The organism is Nitratiruptor sp. YY09-18 (assembly GCF_016593235.1).
Classification (GTDB): Bacteria; Campylobacterota; Campylobacteria; order Campylobacterales; family Nitratiruptoraceae; genus Nitratiruptor.
Genome location: NZ_AP023065.1, coordinates 876,201 through 893,004 on the forward strand (window position 1 = coordinate 876,201; position 16,804 = coordinate 893,004).

Consider the following 16,804-nt stretch of genomic DNA (forward strand, 5'->3'; position numbering starts at 1 on the left):
CAGAGGCTTTTGCCTCTGCTATAAGGAGAGCCAATGGCACAAAGTTCAAAAGTATCAATTGTAGGTGCAGGTGGTAATGTCGGAAGTATCGTTGCATATTCTATCGCGATGCAAGGACTTGCCCACGAAGTAATACTTGTTGATAGAGACAAAGATAGAGCCGAAGGCAAAGCTCTTGATATGAATCAAGCTGCAGCTGCAGTACGTACTCACTCTATCGTCAAAGCAGCAAAAGACTATACCGATATAGAGGGAAGTAAAGTTGTAGTTATTACTGCAGGATTTCCTAGAAAACCAGGTATGAGTCGAGACGACCTCCTCTTTGCTAATGCAGATATAGTAAGTGAGATTACAGAAAATATTGTCAAACACGCTCCAGATTCTATTATCATAGTTGTAACTAACCCTCTCGATACTATGACATATGTAGCATTGAAAAAGAGTGGATTTCCTAAACATAGAGTTATTGGAATGGCTGGGATACTTGATGGTGCAAGAATGACACATTTTATTTATGAAAAGCTTGGATTTGGTGCTGGACAGATTCGTGCCACTGTTATTGGTGGACATGGTGATTATATGGTTCCACTTCCAAGATATTCTACTGTCGCAGGCATTCCAATAACTGATCTTTTGACTCCTATGGAGCTTGAAGAAGTTGTTGAAGCAACAAAAAAAGGTGGTGCTCAAATAGTCCAACTTATGGGAACTAGTGCATATTTTGCACCTGGTAAAGCAACAGCAATTATGGTAGAAGCTATCTTAAAAGATTCTAAAAAAATCTATCCATGTTCTACACTTTTAGAGGGTGAATATGGTGTCCATGGTATTCCAAACGGTGTGCCTGTGACTCTTGGAGCAAATGGCGTAGAAGAGATTATTGAATTGCAGCTTACTCCACGTGAAAGAAAAGAATTCCAACGAAGCGTTGATTCAGTCAAAGAGTTGATCGATATTCTTGAAGACCAAAACTATTTTGGAGATAAATAATGCGAACTGTTGCATATGATGATATTGTCAAGGTAATTAGAGACACAATTATCTACTCTACAACCCATTTAAGCGAAGATATGCATAAGGCTTTGCGAGAAGCTCTTGAAAAAGAGGAGAGCCTTGTAAGCAAGGCTGTTTTAGAACAACTTCTCGAAAATGCTGAGATTGCTGCAAGTGAAAACAAACCTCTTTGCCAAGATACGGGCCTTGCAATATTTTTCGTAAAAATGGGCGAAGATGTAAAAGTTGAAGGCGGAAGCCTTAAAGATGCAATTTATGAAGGCACCAAAAGAGGGTATGAAGAGGGGTACCTCAGAGCGTCCACATGTGACTGCTTCACTCGTGCAAATCTTAAAGATACTATCGGTTATAATCTCCCGCCGGTTATCTACTTTGATATTGTACCGGGTGAAACAATTGAGATAGAGTTTGCCGCTAAAGGTGGCGGAAGTGAAAATGGTAGCCGTGCAAGAGTCCTTGCTCCTGCACAAGGAAAAGAGGGTATCAAAGAGTTTGTAAAACAGGTCGTGAGTGATGCTGGACCAAATGTGTGTCCTCCAATCGTTGTAGGTGTAGGGATTGGTGGAAGTTTTGACTATGCAGCTGTGATGAGCAAGCACGCACTTTTCCGTGATGTAGGCACTCCGAATCCAGACCCAGAACTTGATGCTTTTGAAAAAGAGATTTTGGAAGAGCTTAATAAGCTCGGTATCGGTGCAATGGGTATGGGTGGCACACAGACAGCACTTGCGGTTCATATTGAAACATATCAACCTGGAAGAATGTGTCATATTGCATCACTCCCAGTTGCAGTCAATATTCAGTGTCACAGCTCACGACATGCACACATTACCATCTAAGGATCAAAAATGGCTGAATATAAACTTCAAACCCCTTTGAGTGATGCAGATGTAGAAAAGCTCAAAGCTGGAGATATTGTCTATCTTACAGGAACAATTTATACTGCACGAGATGCAGCGCATAAAAGACTTGTAGATCTCATTTTTGAAGGGAAAGAGCTCCCTTTTGATCTACATGGTGCAGTTATCTACTATGTAGGTCCAACACCTCCAAAGCCGGGAGAGGTTATAGGAAGTGCAGGACCAACAACAAGCTACAGAATGGACAGCTATGCACCAATTCTCATTGAGCATGGCCTCAAAGGAATGATTGGAAAAGGTAAGAGAAACGATGCGGTCAAAGAAGCTTGCAAAAAATATAAAGCTGTCTATTTTGGTGCAGTTGGAGGTGCTGGAGCACTTTTGGCAAAAAGAATAAAAGATGCTGAAGTGATTGCATATCCAGAACTCGGCCCTGAAGCAGTCCGAAGAATAGTAGTAGAAGATTTTCCAGTGGTTGTTGTAAATGACACCTATGGTAACGACCTTTATGAAGAGGGTCGAAAACAGTGGGCAAAAGTATAAGAAAGGAGAAGGAATGAACATACATGAATATCAAGCTAAAGAGATCTTTCGAGCGTATGGCGTACCTGTTCCAAGAGGTGAGGTTGCCTTTACAGGTCCTGAAGCGAGAGAAGTTGCACAAAGACTTGGAGGAGACCTTTGGGTTGTAAAAGCACAGATCCATGCAGGCGGCCGTGGGAAAGCTGGCGGTGTGAAGCTTGCTAGAAGTCTTGATGAAGTAGAAAAAATTGCCGAAGAGATGCTTGGCATGACTCTTGTGACACACCAAACAGGCCCTGAAGGCAAAAAAGTAGAAAAAGTATATGTAGAAGAGGGTGCGGATATCCAAAAAGAGTACTATCTTGGAATGGTACTTGATAGAAGCAGTGAAATGCCTGTTATGATGGCTTCTACTGAAGGCGGGATGGAGATTGAGGAGGTTGCTGCAAAGACTCCAGAAAAGATCATCAAAGTAGCGATCGATCCAACTATTGGATTTCAGGGTTTTCATGGAAGAAAGCTTGCATTTGGGCTAGGGTTAGCAAAAGAGGAGATTCGCCCATTTATTCAGTTTGCTGAAGCACTCTATAAAGTATATATGGATAAAGATGCTAATTTAATAGAAATCAATCCTCTTATCAAAACAGGTGACGGAAAATTCTTAGCTCTTGATGCGAAGATGGGATTTGATGACAATGCTCTATACAAACATCCTGATATTCATGAGATGCGAGATTTGAGCGAAGAAGATCCTGTTGAAGTTGAAGCAGCAAAATATGGCCTTAGCTATGTGAACTTAGACGGGAATGTTGGTTGTATGGTAAATGGAGCTGGACTTGCGATGGCTACTATGGATATCATCAAGCATGAGGGTGGAGAGCCTGCAAACTTCCTCGATGTTGGAGGTGGCGCAAATCCTGATACGGTGGCAAAAGGGTTTGAACTTATTTTAAGCGATGAAAACGTTAAAAGCATATTTGTCAATATTTTTGGCGGAATCGTTCGCTGTGATCGAATCGCAAACGGTATCTTGCAAGCTACACAGCAAGTAGAGGTGAATGTCCCTGTTGTTGTGAGACTCGATGGGACAAATGCCGATGAAGCTGCCAAAATTTTAAAAAATGCTAACATCAAAAATATCATTCCTGCTACCGATTTGGCTGATGGTGCAAGAAAAGCTGTTGCAGCTGCGAAAGGAGAGCTATAATGAGTATTTTGGTCAATAAAGATACAAAAGTCATCGTTCAAGGTTTTACTGGAAAAGAGGGGACATTTCATAGTGAGCAGTGTATTGAGTATGGCACACAAATTGTAGGTGGTGTTACTCCTGGCAAAGGGGGACAAACACATCTTGATAGACCTGTATTTAATACTGTCAAAGAAGCAGTGGATGCGACTGGTGCAACTGTGAGCATGATCTTTGTCCCTCCAGCTTTTACAGCTGATGCAGTTATGGAAGCAGCAGAAGCTGGAATCGAACTAGCAGTTATCATCACTGAAGGCGCACCAGTGAAGGACATGATGTATGCAAAAATGTATGCAACCAAAAAAGGTATGAAAACAATCGGACCAAACTGTCCAGGAATTATTACTGCCGAAGAGTGCAAAATAGGAATCATGCCTGGATTTATTTTCAAAAAAGGTCCTGTAGGGCTTATCAGTAAATCTGGAACACTCACATATGAAGCGAGTAACCAGGTAGTAAAAGAGGGTCTTGGTATCACAACAGCTGTTGGTATCGGAGGCGACCCTATAATTGGTCTTAGCTACAAGCAGCTTCTTCCTATGTTTGAGGCTGATCCAGAGACTGAAGCTATAGTTATGATAGGTGAGATAGGTGGTACTCTTGAGATCGAAGCTGCCGAGTATATTAAAGAAAATATCACTAAGCCTGTTGTAGCTTTTATCGCTGGACAGACTGCACCAAAAGGTAAACGAATGGGCCATGCTGGTGCGATTATCAGTGGAGGACAAGGAACTGCACAAGAGAAGATGGATGCCCTCGCTGCAGCTGGCGTACATGTAGTCAAATCACCAGCTGATATCGGTAAGACTGTCGCAAAAGCATTAGGAAAATAGATGAAAAAGAGCTTCCAAGTGCAAAACATTCGCTGTGAAGGGTGCGCAAATAGTATCAAAAAAGCGCTCTCTGCACATTTTGGTTTTGTAGAGGTTGATCTTTCAAAAATGCCTAGAATTGTAACAGTTGAATTGAAGTCAGAGGATGATAAGAAGAAATTAAAAAATATATTACTTAGCCTTGGTTATCCTATGATTGATGAAGATTTATCAAAAAGCCAAGAGCTAGGAGCAAAAGCGAAAAGTTTTGTGAGCTGCGCAATTGGCAAATTTACTTTAGACAAAGGAGATTGATATGGGTCTACTAAAAGCCCCTGAAAATACGCCGGTTTGGGTCGAAGAGAATAACTGTAAAGCGTGCGACTTATGTGTTGCATATTGTCCCGCAGGCGTTTTGGTAATGGTTCCAGAACCAAAAACAATCCTTGGTGCAATGGTAAAAGTTGCTTATCCAGATAGCTGTATCGGGTGTAATGACTGTGAACTTGAATGTCCAGACTTTGCAATCATGGTAGCAGATAGAAAAGAGTATAAATTTGCGAAACTCACTGAAGAGGCAAAAGAGCGAGCAGAAGCTATCAAGAAAAATCACTATATGGCTCGCGAAGAAGATATCAAAGCACTTTGTGCGTAAGGAGAGAGAATGGCAAGAGAAGTAATATCAAGTGGTAACGAATTAGCAGCACAGGCTGCAATCGATGCAGGGTGTAAATTTTTCGGAGGATATCCAATTACTCCGTCTAGTGAAGTAGCACATGCTATGAGTGTTTTACTTCCAAGAGTTGGTGGTAAATTTATCCAGATGGAAGATGAGATCGGTGGGATTGCAGTTGCACTTGGTGCTAGCATGAGTGGCGTAAAATCTATGACGAACACTTCTGGTCCTGGTATCAGCCTCAAGGCAGAGCAAATTGGTCTTGGGTTTATGACAGAGACTCCCCTTGTAATTACTAACGTCATGCGCGGTGGTCCGTCAACCGGTCTTCCTACACGTGTACAACAAGGTGATATCAATCAAGCAAAATCTCCTACTCATGGTGATTATAAATCTATCACATTTTGTCCAGGAAGCTTGGAAGAGTGTTATACTGAAGTGGTACGCGCTTTCAATGTTGCAGAAGAGCTTATGACACCTGTATTTGTTCTTTTGGATGAGACTCTTGGACATATGCACGGGAAAGCAGTACTACCTGACCTAGAAGAGGTGCAAGCTTCAATCGTTGATCGTGCAAAACCAGATCCATCTATTCCAAAGAAGGAGTTTAAGCCTTTTGATGTTCCTCAGGATAAGCCTGCAGTCATTCCTCCAATGTTCCAAGGATATAGATTCCATTTAACAGGACTCCATCACGGACCTACAGGGTTCCCAACTGAGGATGCCGAAATTTGTCAAAACTTAATTGAGAGACTACATAGGAAAATAGATGTAAGAAGAAAAGATCTACTTGATAGCTATGAAGAGTATATGCTCGATGACGCTGAGTGGCTCATCGTTGCATATGGAAGTGTAAGTAGAAGTGCACGAGAAGCAATTAATCGTCTTAGAGAGCAAGGTGTAAAAATAGGTATGTTTAGACCAATCACACTTTGGCCAAGCCCTGAAGATAAAATGAGAGAGATCGGTGAGAGATTCCCTGCAGAAAAAATTCTCATGCCTGAACTTAACATGGGACAATATATAGACGAAGTAGAGAGAGTTATGAAGAAACGACCCGTAGCACTCAATAAAGCAAATGGTAGACCAATCAGCCCAGCTGAAATCATAGAAAAACTCAAAGAGATGGGTATATAAGGGGGAGAATATGGCTTTTAATTATAATGAATACCTAAGAACAGATAAGATGCCAACACTTTGGTGTTGGGGATGTGGTGATGGGATTATCCTAAAAGCAGTTATCAGAGCAATCGATAAGCTCGGCTGGAATATGGATGATGTATGTGTAGTATCAGGTATCGGATGTAGTGGACGTTTTAGTTCATATCTCAACTGTAATACTGTGCATACAACGCACGGTAGAACTGTGGCATATGCTACTGGTATCAAATTGGCTAATCCAGATAAACATGTAATTGTTGTAGCGGGTGATGGTGATGGACTCGCAATCGGAGGTAACCATACAATTCACGGATGTAGACGAAACATTGATCTCAACTTCATCCTCATCAACAACTTTATCTATGGCCTTACAAACTCACAAGTTAGTCCAACTACACCAAAAGGAATGTGGGCAGTTACTACGCAATATGGCAACATCGACCCAACTTTTGATGCATGCGAATTAGCTAAGGGCGCAGGTGCAACATTTATCGCAAGAGAAACTGTAACAGACCCGAAAAAACTTGAAAAGATGTTCATTAAAGGTTTCCAGCATAGAGGATTTAGCTTCTTTGACGTATTTAGTAACTGTCACGTTAACCTTGGGCGTAAAAACAAGATGGGTGAAGCTATTGAAAACCAAGAGTGGATTGATAGTATTACAATGCCAAAAAGTAAGTATGATAAACTCCCTGAAGAGGAAAAAATCAACTACTTCCCAACCGGAATCCTCCACCATGTAGAGGATCAGATGGAGTACTGTGATGCATATGATCTTGTAATCGAAGCAGCACAGAATAAGAAAAAAGTAGATATTCCTATTCAGGTTAAACCATTCTAATTTGGGGCATTGCCCCTCTGAATTGCTACACTCATAGTAGTTATTCACTAGAATACAAAAACAAACTCAAAGGAAGTTGACTATGAGACATCAATTACGATTTACTGGAGTAGGCGGTCAAGGTGTTTTACTCGCAGGTGAAATTTTGGCTGCTGCAAAGATTAAAGCTGGCGGCTATGGTGTAAAAGCTGCAACATATACTTCGCAAGTGCGCGGTGGTCCTACAAAAGTTGATATTATTTTGGATGATGAAGAGATCTTGTATCCATATGCAAACGAGGGCGAAATAGAATATATGCTCTCTACTGCACAAATTAGCTATGATCAGTTCAAAAGTGGTGTAAAAGATAGTGGGATTATCGTATTCGAACCAAACCTTGTTACACCAACTCAAGAAGACCTCGATAGATGGGAGATGTATGCAATTCCTATCATTTCTATCGCAAAAGAAGAGGTTGGAAACGTTGTTACGCAGTCTGTCGTAGCACTTGGTGTAACAATTGAGATGACAAAAGTTTTACCGGAAGATCTTGTATATGAAACAATGATTGCAAAAGTTCCACCAAAATTTGTAGAACTGAATAAAACTGCATACAACCTTGGTGTAAAATATGCAAGAGAGGCAAAAGAGAAAGGCCCTATCAAAACTGTTGCAGAAGCTGAAGCCCTCAAAGCAAAAGATATCTGTCACGCTTAATCGTTAGCCATTTGGCTAACGGTTAAATTTTCTGTTTTTCTAATTTTACTAATTTATCTCCCACTCTCAAGAAACAAAAGCTATCTGGAAGCTCCTTTCCGAAGAATTTATAATTTTGGCAAAGCAAAATTGCTTTACCACTATATAAAAGTTTTTTGTATTCTTTCCAATCTTTTTTTGCAAATATAAATCTTTTTCCACTCTTTTTATCAATCACTATATTTTGTGAAAACTCAATATTTTGGGAACTATATTTTTCATGATCAAAAGTTGCAATAACACCACCATACAGGAAGATTGAATATACCATAGCAAGAGCTAGGTTCCTATATCGTGTAATTATAAAAAACCCCATAGCAAGTAAAGAGAAAAATATGACCCACCCGATATTTATTTTGAATGTGAAAAATATCTGCAGAGCCAAAAAGATAATAGTATATAGAGCTATCATAATTTTTTTCACGCTTATTCTCCTTTTTTAATTTACTTCCACTTTATTATATCTACTTTACATTAAGCATATATTAAGGTATAATAACACTGGCGCAGCGGATAGCTACTTGGGCAACCAAGAGGAAAGTCCGAGCTGCAGTGAGGCAGGGTTCCACCTAACGGGTGGCCGGTGAAAGCCGAGGGAAAGTGCAACAGAAAGAAAACCGCCGATGGTCTTTATGACACAGGTAAGGGTGAAAGGGTGAGGTAAGGGCTCACCGCTTCTGTGGTAACACAGAAGGCAGTGTAAACCCAACCCGCAGCAAGTCGCACCTGGTTGAAGCCTCACATTATGAGTGCGACGCTTGAGCTTTATGGTGACATAGAGCCTAGATAAATTGCTATCCAAGACAGAACTCGGCTTACAGCTGCGCCTCTATAAATTCTTATATTTTTTAGCAAGCTCCTCTTTGAGTTTCTCGTAATTAATATCTGGATTTGCAGCCAAAATCTCTTGCATAACTACATTATCCTCTTTTCCATTCCACATTTTTTTGTATGTTCCCTCTTTGTAGCCATGTTCTTGGCGGAAATGATTGAGTGCATTTTTGCCAATATAGAGGCTATAAAGTTCAGCAAATGAGAGATTCACACTATCACACGCTTTAAAAAAAGTCTCCAAAAGAGATTCTTGCAGTGCTTCACTATCATTTCTCACTAAAGCTAGTGCCAGGAGCTCTTCAAAAATATCAAGATACTCATCCACCTTTTTATTATCCCACTCTTTGATCTTTATATCACTTGCACTCTCTTTGAAGTTATTGATAAGCTTTGCAGCCTGGGATAAATCATTGTATTGCAAGAGATAGCTCATAATAAAATGCCAAATATCAACAAGCTCTATTTTGATATTTGCAAAATCGGGCTGGGCATCAATACTTTTCCAATGTTTCCATGGAAATGAATCAATAAGCTCTGCACTCTCCATATAGATACAGCGTTTCCAATTTATTACTTTTCCATTTTTTGTTATGCCTTTACGCCACTGTAGGCCATTTGTATCATTATTGAGTTCATTTTGCAGTTGTAACATCTCATAAATTTTTTCCATTGTTTCTCCTTAATAATCTATTGCTACACGGTAATTTGGATCATCCTCTTCCCAAGTACAGTATGGACCAGCCTCAGTAAGAAGTTGCTTACATTCAGGACTTAAATGACGAAGTACAATACTTTTGCCAGCTTCTTTATACTTTTTTGTAATTTTATCAATTGCTTCAACACCGCTTTGATCCATCACGCGAGCATTTTTAAAATCTATTACAACTTCAAAAGGGTCATTTTGAGGATCAAACTTTTCTAAAAATGAGTATACGGAGCCAAAAAAGAGTGGTCCTTCCAGTTCATAGATTTTTCGCTCACCTTCCATGTGAGTTCTTGCATAGATCTTAGCATGCTTCCATGCAAAGACAAGTGCAGAGATAACAACTCCAGCTATAACTGCAATTGCCAAATCTGCAAAAATTGTAATAATTGTCACACTTATCATAACAAAAAGATCCTCTTTGGGCATCCTTTTGAAATGTCCTAAACTGCTCCAGCTAAAAGTAGCAATTGCAACAACAAACATAATACCAACAAGCGCTGCTAGAGGTATAAGAGCGATATACTTATTCAATACCACAACAAAGAGAATAAGCAATATAGCAGCAGTCAAAGCCGAGAGCCTTCCTTTGCCGCCACTGGTGAAGTTGATCATCGATTGTCCAATCATTGCACATCCTGGCATTGCCCCAAAAAGACCACAAGTCATATTGCCTACACCTTGTGCTATACACTCTTGATTGCCACTTCCTCGCTCACCACTCATCTCATCAAGCACTGAGAGCGTCAAGAGTGACTCAATCAAACCTACCAAAGCAATAATGATGGAGTAGGGGAGAATAATTTTGAGTGTTTCAAAATTTAGAGGTGCAGCTGGTAAATGAAAAGTTGGAAATGAACCGCTAATATCTGCAAGATCTTTAATTTGCTTTGTATCAATATTAAATGTAAGTACAAGAGCAGTTATTGCAATAAGTGCGCCAAGACTTGCAGGAAGTGCTTTGGTAAAACGTGGCAAAATGTAGATAATTGCCATAGTAAGTAGCACTAAAAAGATAGTCATGAGGTTACTATCTTTAATGAGTGGGATTTGGCTTGTAGCAATCACGATAGCAAGACCATTGACAAAGCCGTAAATTGCAGGCTGTGGAACAAGCCGTATAAATTTTCCAAGACGAAAAAGGCCTATAAGGATCTGAATGATTCCAGCAAGAACCGCTGCCCAAAACATATACTCGATGCCATGTTTTAAAACAAGATCTACCAAGACTACTGCCACTGCTCCCGTAGCACCACTAATCATTCCAGGCTTGCCACCAATAAGTGCAGTGATAAGCCCTAAAATAAATGCAGTATAGAGTCCTATTTGTGGACTGAGACCCGCTATGAGAGCAAAAGCAATAGCTTCAGGTATGAGAGCTACCGCTACGACAGTTCCGCTTAATATGTCATTTTTTGGATTTGTTGTGAAATTGTACCGTTTTTGTAAAGACAAATATGAACCTTTGAAAAATTTTTTGAAGCAGAAGAGATTAGGAGAGGCGTCCTAACTCTTCCTCTATTTTTGCAAGTTTTTCTTGAGCTTCTTGGAGAGCTTTTTGGTTTTGCTCAACTACTTGGGCTGGTGCATTTTTGACGAAATTTTCATTGCTAAGCATTTTAGAGAGTTTTTCAATCTCTTTTTGCACTTTCTCTTTCTGTTTAGTCAGACGCTTTATTATTGGTGAAAGATCAATACCTTCAAGAGGAATAAAAACTTCTACCTCATCACCAATATCTGCTACTGCATTTGCTATTGCTTCTTGTGTGAAAAGAACTTCTTCAACTTTTGCAAGCTTTTGGATATATTTTTTAGCCTCATCGCCCATTTGGCCTTTGATATAGGCTTTTGGAATAGTTTTGCTTGCCATATCGATAAGCGCTTTTGCGCGGCGAATTGTCACAATCGCATCGATAATCTTTGCAAACTCAGCTTCTATTGCTTCATCACGCTCCCCAGCTACAGGGTACTCCATAATCATAATCGATTCATTTGATTCAAGATCTGTTCCACTGAGCATCTGGTAGAGGGATTCAGTAATAAAAGGCATAAATGGATGGAGAAGCTTCATAGACTCTTTGAAAATCGCACCAAGTTCAGGAATACTGCTCTTATCAGCTTTGCTGAGCTCAATTCCCCAGTCACAAAATTCGCCCCACAAAAATCGATAGAGCGTAGTAGCCGCATCATTGAAGCGGTAGCTATCGAGATTTTCTCTTACCTCTTTGACAGCATTATTGAATCTGCTTAAAATATAGCGTCCTAGCTCGGTTTTTATTTCAATATCTCGCAAATCATCAAACTTCTCTTGATTCATCTGCAAAAATCTAGCTGCATTGTAGAGTTTGTTGGTGAAGTTGCGATAGAGCTCGAGGCGATCTTTGCTCAGACGTATATCGCGTCCTTGCACAGCAAGGATTGCAAGAGTAAAGCGCATCGCATCGGCACTGTATTCTTTGATTGTATCGATTGGATCGATAACATTTCCTTTGGATTTGCTCATCTTTTGACCGTGTTCATCACGCACAAGTGCATGGAGATAGACATCTTTAAAAGGAAGTTTATGCAAGAAGTGCTCGCCCATCATCATCATACGAGCAACCCAGAAAAAGAGAATATCAAATCCTGTAATTAAGAGATCATTTGGATAAAACTCCTCAAGATCTGTCTCATTCCATTTTATACCTTTTCCCCAATCACCATTACCCCATCCTAGGGTAGAGAAAGGCCAAAGAGCAGAACTAAACCAAGTATCTAGCACATCTGGATCTTGATAGATATTAGTCGATCCACATTTTGGGCATTTTTCTTCTTGCTCTTTTTTACTTGCCCATTCATGACCGCAATCTTTGCAGTACCATACAGGGATTCTATGCCCCCACCAAAGTTGACGACTTATACACCAGTCTCTAAGCTCTCGCATCCAGGCATTGAAGTTGTTGAGCCACTGAGGAGGATAAAATTTTGTCTCTCCTTCATTTGCTTTTCGCACCGCATCTTTGGCAATTTCAGCTTTCACAAACCACTGAGGAGAAATATAAGGCTCCACTACATTACCGCAGCGATAGCAGTGACCTACCTGATGGCGATGTGGCTCAATTTTTTCGATAAATCCCTCTTCTTGAAGTTTTTGTACTATCTTTTCTCTTGCTTCGAGACGCTCAAGCCCTGCAAACTCGCCTGCATGTTCGTTGAGAATACCTTTTTCATCAAAGATGGTGATGAATTCTAGATTGTGGCGTTTACCTACCTCATAGTCGTTTGGATCGTGTGCTGGTGTAACTTTTACTACTCCTGTTCCAAACTCCATATCTACATGCTCATCTGCAATGATTGGGATTTCACGATTAATAAGAGGCAAACGTACATGCTTGCCAATTAAATGTTTGTAGCGCTCATCATTGGGATTTACCATCACTGCTGTATCACCAAAGAATGTCTCAGGTCTTGTAGTAGCTACCACTACATACCCCTCCTCTTCAACTAGAGGATAGCGAATATGATAGAGTGCTCCCTCTTTCTCTTCATACTCCACCTCAATATCGCTCAAAGCACCATCGTGTGTACACCAGTTGACAAGGTAGTTGCCTTTAACGATGAGCCCTTCGTCATAGAGCCTTACAAAAGCCTCACGCACAGCATTTTTGAGTCCCTCATCCATAGTAAAGCGCTCTCTACTCCATGCTGGACTCACCCCTAGAAGTCTAAGTTGTGTGACAATAGCATTGCCAGACTCCTCTTTCCACTTCCACACATATTCCAAAAACTTCTCTCTACCAATCTCCTCTTTTTTTATTCTCTTTGCTAAAAGTTGCTTCTCTACGACATTTTGGGTAGCGATTCCTGCATGATCTGTTCCTGGCTGCCATAATGTTTTGTATCCGTCCATGCGCTTATAGCGTACCATAATATCTTGGAGCGTAAATGTGAGAGCATGACCGATATGGAGTCTTCCAGTAACATTAGGAGGTGGCATCATAATACAAAAATTTTTGCCTTTTTGAATCTTTTTATTTCCATCTATCTCAAAATATCCACGTTCTTCCCAAATTTGATAGAATTTCTTCTCTATTTGAGATGGATTATACTTTTTGTCACCACTCATTTAAGTAACCTTTAAGCTTAAAATTTTGCCTTATTTTATCCAAAAATTACTTAAGGAAACGTATGCTCAATGTCGAACAGATGGCAGCAGTAAATGCTCCTTTGGGGTACAATCTCGTCATTGCAAGTGCTGGGACAGGGAAAACCTCTACTATTGTAGCAAGGATTGAGAGACTTCTTGATCAAGGTATTGCCCCTGAAGATATACTACTCCTCACCTTTACCAACAAAGCTGCTGCTGAGATGGTTGTAAGGGTAGAGCGAAAATTTGGCAAGATTGCTAGAAAAATCGAAGCTGGAACTTTTCATGCAGTCAGCTACCGCTGGCTTAAAGAGCTCGATCCAAAAGTGGTGCTCAAGCAGCCTAAAGAGCTCAAAATACTTTTCAAGAGTATTTACGAAAAGCGCAATTTCTCTTTGATAAATGACACAAAACCTTATGCAGCAAGCTCACTCTTTGACTACTACTCCTTTTATCAAAATAGTGAGTTTTCACTCACATTTGGTAAGTGGATAGCAAAAAGAAACAGTGAACAAGAGGTGTTTGCTGAAGCTTATAACGATATAGTCTTAGAGTATGAAGAGCTAAAGAGATCATACGGGTTTTTGAGCTTCAATGATCTTTTGCTCCAAGTAATTGACAACAAAGATAAGATAAAAAATTTTCAAGAGATTTTGGTCGATGAGTATCAAGATACAAACAACTTGCAAGGAAAATTTATCGATGCTCTAAAATTTCAATCACTTTTTTGTGTAGGAGACTATGATCAAAGCATCTACGCATTTAATGGTGCAAATATTGATATCATTGCAACTTTTAAAGAGCGCTATCCACAAGCACGCATCTTTACTCTTAGTAAAAACTACCGTTCAACTGAGCAAATATTAGAGCTTGCAAATCGTGTCATCAGCTACAACGAGCGGATCTATCCCAAGAAGCTTGAAGTTGTCAATACAAAACAGTCGGTACCACCAAAACTTTTGGTATTTGATGATCTGTATATGCAATATGAAGGTATAGCAAAACGTATCAAAACTTCACTCACTCCCCGCGATGAGATTGCTGTAATTTTTCGCAATAATGCAAGTGCTGATGGAATTGAAGCGGCTCTAAGAGAGCAGGGAATTAGCTGCAAAAGAAAAGGAAGCAGAAGTCTTTTTGAACTCAAAGAGATAAAAGCTCTCTTTGATCTTCTCTCCATTCTTATCAATCCCAAAGATCTCCTCGCTTTTATACACATTTTTGAATATGCTAAAGGAGTAGGGGCAAATATAGCCAAAGAGCTCTTTGAGGGTTTGGCAATCTGTGGTGAAGGGGATATCAAAAGAGGCCTTTTAAATCCAATTAATATCAAAAATCCATTTCAGACAAAGTCAAGAAATTATCAACTAGGACTTTTTGATGATTGCGTGCAGCTTGGAAGTAAGACTCGCTTTAGTGATATCTCCATCATAGAGCATCCGATTTTTACACACCCAAAACTTTCACAAGAAGGTGCAGAGTATCTACAAAATCTTCATGACCTATTTCAGCATAATGTCAAAAAGCCTCATAGTTTTCTAAAACTTATTAAAAACTCCTTCATATTTATTAATATTATTGATGTATTAGCAAAACAAAGAGCAAAACTTAAAGATGGCTCGATAGATCCAAAACTTTACGATGAAGCTATAGAAAAGATTCAGCGTCGTATTGCATTAATCGAACATATAAGTAAAACCTATGAAGATGTATATAGATTTTACAATGCAATGGTTCTTGGCGGCAATGAAATAGCCCAAGGCGAAGGAGTAAATCTTTTGACTATACATGCAAGTAAAGGCTTGGAATTCCATGAAGTATATGTTGTCGATCTTATGGAAGGAAGATTTCCCAATCTCAAACTTGCTAGTAAAGGTGGCTCAATAGAAGAGGAACGACGACTCTTTTATGTAGCAGTTACAAGAGCAAAAGAGGTTTTATATCTTAGCTATGCACGCTATGATAGAGTCAAAAAGCAAGAGTTTCTTCCCTCTCGCTTTTTAAAAGAAGCCGGATTGGTGCAGCAGTGATTAGTGCTGTCCTACAACTTTTGCCATATCCCACATTGGTAAGAATATACCAAGAGCCAAGAGTAAGACCATAGCTGCAATAATTGCGAGCATAATAGGCTCGATATAACTTGAGAGATTATCGAGAATATAATTAAACTTCATACCATAATACTCAGTAATTTTTGCTAGCATAGCATCAAGTTGTCCGCTTGCTTCTCCAGCTGTTATCATCTGAATGATCATATTTTCAAAAAGACCGGTCTCTTTGAATGCATCAGCAATGGAAGAACCTTTTTCAACCATATTTTTCACAATTTCTAGCTTCTGTTTAATATAGCTATTGTCTACCATCTGCACAGAATTATCTAATGCATCAACGACAGGGATACCGGCTTTGACCAGTTCAGAAAAAATGAGCATGAATCTATTAAGTTGCGAGTAGTAGATGATCTTTTTAAGGAGATAAATCTTTAAGAAAAACTTATCCATTGTGTATTTAAAATCTTCGTTGGTCTTATAGACAAAGGAGATAGTAAATATTCCCACAACAAGACCCAAAAGAATATAGGGACCGTAGGTATTAAAAGCGTGTTCAAGCCAGAGGAGTATTTTTGTTGGTAGTGGTAATTCTGCATGAAATTTTTCAAATATCGATTTAAATTTTGGAACAACATAGGTGATGAGAATTGTAAATGCAATTGCCATTGCAGTAAGGGTAATAAGAGGATAGCGGATGGCTTTTTTGAATTTGCGAACATTCTCATCAATCTGTTCTAAAATATTTGCAAGAGTAAAAAGGGCAGAGGCCATGTCACCAGTCTGCTCACCCAATCTCACCATAGTCAAAGTCAAATTACCCAACTGATCTTTGTAGCGCTCCATCGCTTGAGAGAGACTTATACCAGCATTGATATTTTCACCAATGTCTAAAAGAATTTGCTTGAGCTTGTCACTAGCAGTAGAGTTTGCAATCTCTACAATTGCATCATGGATAGGAATTCCAGCATTTGTCATAACAGCAAGCTGCCTAATGGTAGCAATGAGATGCTGTCGTTTGATTTTACCTTTTTTAAATGAGAGAAGCTCACTTTTTAAAGCTTTGAGCTTCTCTTCTACTGGCATTGTAGTCTCTTCGACACGCAAAACGATACCATTTTGCTTGAGTTTAGCCTTCTCAATAGCCTCTTTTTTATCATTAGACTGAATTATAACTTGGTGTTTTTTCCCTTTTGCTAAGACCAAAACATTGTAGTAGCGCATA

Annotated in this window: 16 protein-coding genes and 1 other RNA gene; 12 read left to right on the forward strand and 5 right to left on the reverse strand. The window is 39.6% G+C overall.

The genetic code is table 11. From position 1 onward, the window contains the following. Positions 1-33 precede the first annotated feature (33 nt). From mdh to JG734_RS04855, 10 genes are all read left to right on the forward strand, one after another. Positions 34-990, forward strand: a complete 957-nt coding sequence (gene mdh / locus JG734_RS04810) for a malate dehydrogenase (protein ID WP_201332170.1) — start codon at positions 34-36, stop codon at positions 988-990. Next, complete coding sequence (locus JG734_RS04815; protein WP_201332171.1) at positions 990-1,853, forward strand: fumarate hydratase; 864 nt, start codon at positions 990-992, stop codon at positions 1,851-1,853. Before mdh ends, JG734_RS04815 begins: the two co-directional genes overlap by 1 nt. A 9-nt stretch (positions 1,854-1,862) precedes the next feature. Next, positions 1,863-2,417: a Fe-S-containing hydro-lyase gene (locus tag JG734_RS04820; RefSeq protein ID WP_084275830.1), complete on the forward strand. Its 555-nt coding sequence runs from the start codon at positions 1,863-1,865 to the stop codon at positions 2,415-2,417. A 13-nt stretch (positions 2,418-2,430) separates the two neighbouring features. Then, on the forward strand, positions 2,431-3,603 hold the full coding sequence (gene sucC / locus JG734_RS04825; protein ID WP_201332172.1) for an ADP-forming succinate--CoA ligase subunit beta: 1,173 nt from the start codon (positions 2,431-2,433) through the stop codon (positions 3,601-3,603). Next, on the forward strand, positions 3,603-4,475 hold the full coding sequence (gene sucD / locus JG734_RS04830) for a succinate--CoA ligase subunit alpha (protein ID WP_201332173.1): 873 nt from the start codon (positions 3,603-3,605) through the stop codon (positions 4,473-4,475). The genes sucC and sucD overlap by 1 nt, the downstream gene beginning before the upstream one ends. Then, positions 4,476-4,769 carry a heavy-metal-associated domain-containing protein gene (locus JG734_RS04835; RefSeq protein WP_201332174.1) on the forward strand — a complete coding sequence of 98 codons (294 nt, stop codon included), beginning with the start codon at positions 4,476-4,478 and terminating at the stop codon, positions 4,767-4,769. Position 4,770: 1 nt separating this feature from the next. Then, the gene (locus JG734_RS04840) at positions 4,771-5,109 is read left to right on the forward strand and encodes a 4Fe-4S dicluster domain-containing protein (protein ID WP_201332175.1); all 339 of its coding nucleotides are present in this window, start codon (positions 4,771-4,773) and stop codon (positions 5,107-5,109) included. A 9-nt stretch (positions 5,110-5,118) separates the two neighbouring features. Further along, a complete protein-coding gene (locus JG734_RS04845) occupies positions 5,119-6,267 on the forward strand; it encodes a 2-oxoglutarate synthase subunit alpha (RefSeq protein WP_201332176.1) in 1,149 nt (382 codons plus the stop codon). A gap of 10 nt (positions 6,268-6,277) precedes the next feature. Beyond that, on the forward strand, positions 6,278-7,132 hold the full coding sequence (locus tag JG734_RS04850) for a 2-oxoglutarate ferredoxin oxidoreductase subunit beta (RefSeq protein WP_201332177.1): 855 nt from the start codon (positions 6,278-6,280) through the stop codon (positions 7,130-7,132). An 82-nt stretch (positions 7,133-7,214) separates the two neighbouring features. Beyond that, positions 7,215-7,829 (forward strand): 2-oxoacid:acceptor oxidoreductase family protein, encoded by a 615-nt coding sequence (locus JG734_RS04855; RefSeq protein WP_201332178.1) that lies wholly within the window; start codon positions 7,215-7,217, stop codon positions 7,827-7,829. A 22-nt stretch (positions 7,830-7,851) separates the two neighbouring features. Here the strand turns inward: JG734_RS04855 and JG734_RS04860 are convergent, their stop codons facing one another. After that, entirely contained in the window at positions 7,852-8,292 is a 441-nt protein-coding gene (locus JG734_RS04860) for a hypothetical protein (protein WP_201332179.1), read from the reverse strand. A gap of 77 nt (positions 8,293-8,369) precedes the next feature. Here JG734_RS04860 and rnpB point away from each other — a divergent pair. Then, positions 8,370-8,702, forward strand: an RNA gene (rnpB, locus tag JG734_RS04865) — RNase P RNA component class A. On the opposite strand, the gene JG734_RS04870 is transcribed toward rnpB, so the two are convergent. Genes JG734_RS04870 through JG734_RS04880 form a run of 3 tightly spaced genes read right to left on the reverse strand, consistent with a single transcriptional unit; the run spans position 8,698 to position 13,510 of the window. After that, complete coding sequence (locus JG734_RS04870) at positions 8,698-9,372, reverse strand: dUTP diphosphatase (protein WP_201332180.1); 675 nt, start codon at positions 9,370-9,372, stop codon at positions 8,698-8,700. The two genes, rnpB and JG734_RS04870, sit on opposite strands and share 5 nt — an antisense overlap. 9 nt (positions 9,373-9,381) lie before the next feature. Continuing rightward, complete coding sequence (locus JG734_RS04875; protein WP_201332181.1) at positions 9,382-10,860, reverse strand: SulP family inorganic anion transporter; 1,479 nt, start codon at positions 10,858-10,860, stop codon at positions 9,382-9,384. Positions 10,861-10,897: 37 nt separating this feature from the next. Further along, the gene (locus tag JG734_RS04880) at positions 10,898-13,510 is read right to left on the reverse strand and encodes a valine--tRNA ligase (RefSeq protein WP_201332182.1); all 2,613 of its coding nucleotides are present in this window, start codon (positions 13,508-13,510) and stop codon (positions 10,898-10,900) included. Between the two features lie 62 nt (positions 13,511-13,572). Between JG734_RS04880 and JG734_RS04885 the strand changes: the two genes are divergently transcribed. Next, positions 13,573-15,561 carry an ATP-dependent helicase gene (locus JG734_RS04885; RefSeq protein ID WP_201332183.1) on the forward strand — a complete coding sequence of 663 codons (1,989 nt, stop codon included), beginning with the start codon at positions 13,573-13,575 and terminating at the stop codon, positions 15,559-15,561. On the opposite strand, the gene JG734_RS04890 is transcribed toward JG734_RS04885, so the two are convergent. Further along, a complete protein-coding gene (locus tag JG734_RS04890; RefSeq protein ID WP_201332184.1) occupies positions 15,562-16,803 on the reverse strand; it encodes a type II secretion system F family protein in 1,242 nt (413 codons plus the stop codon). Position 16,804: the final 1 nt, after the last annotated feature.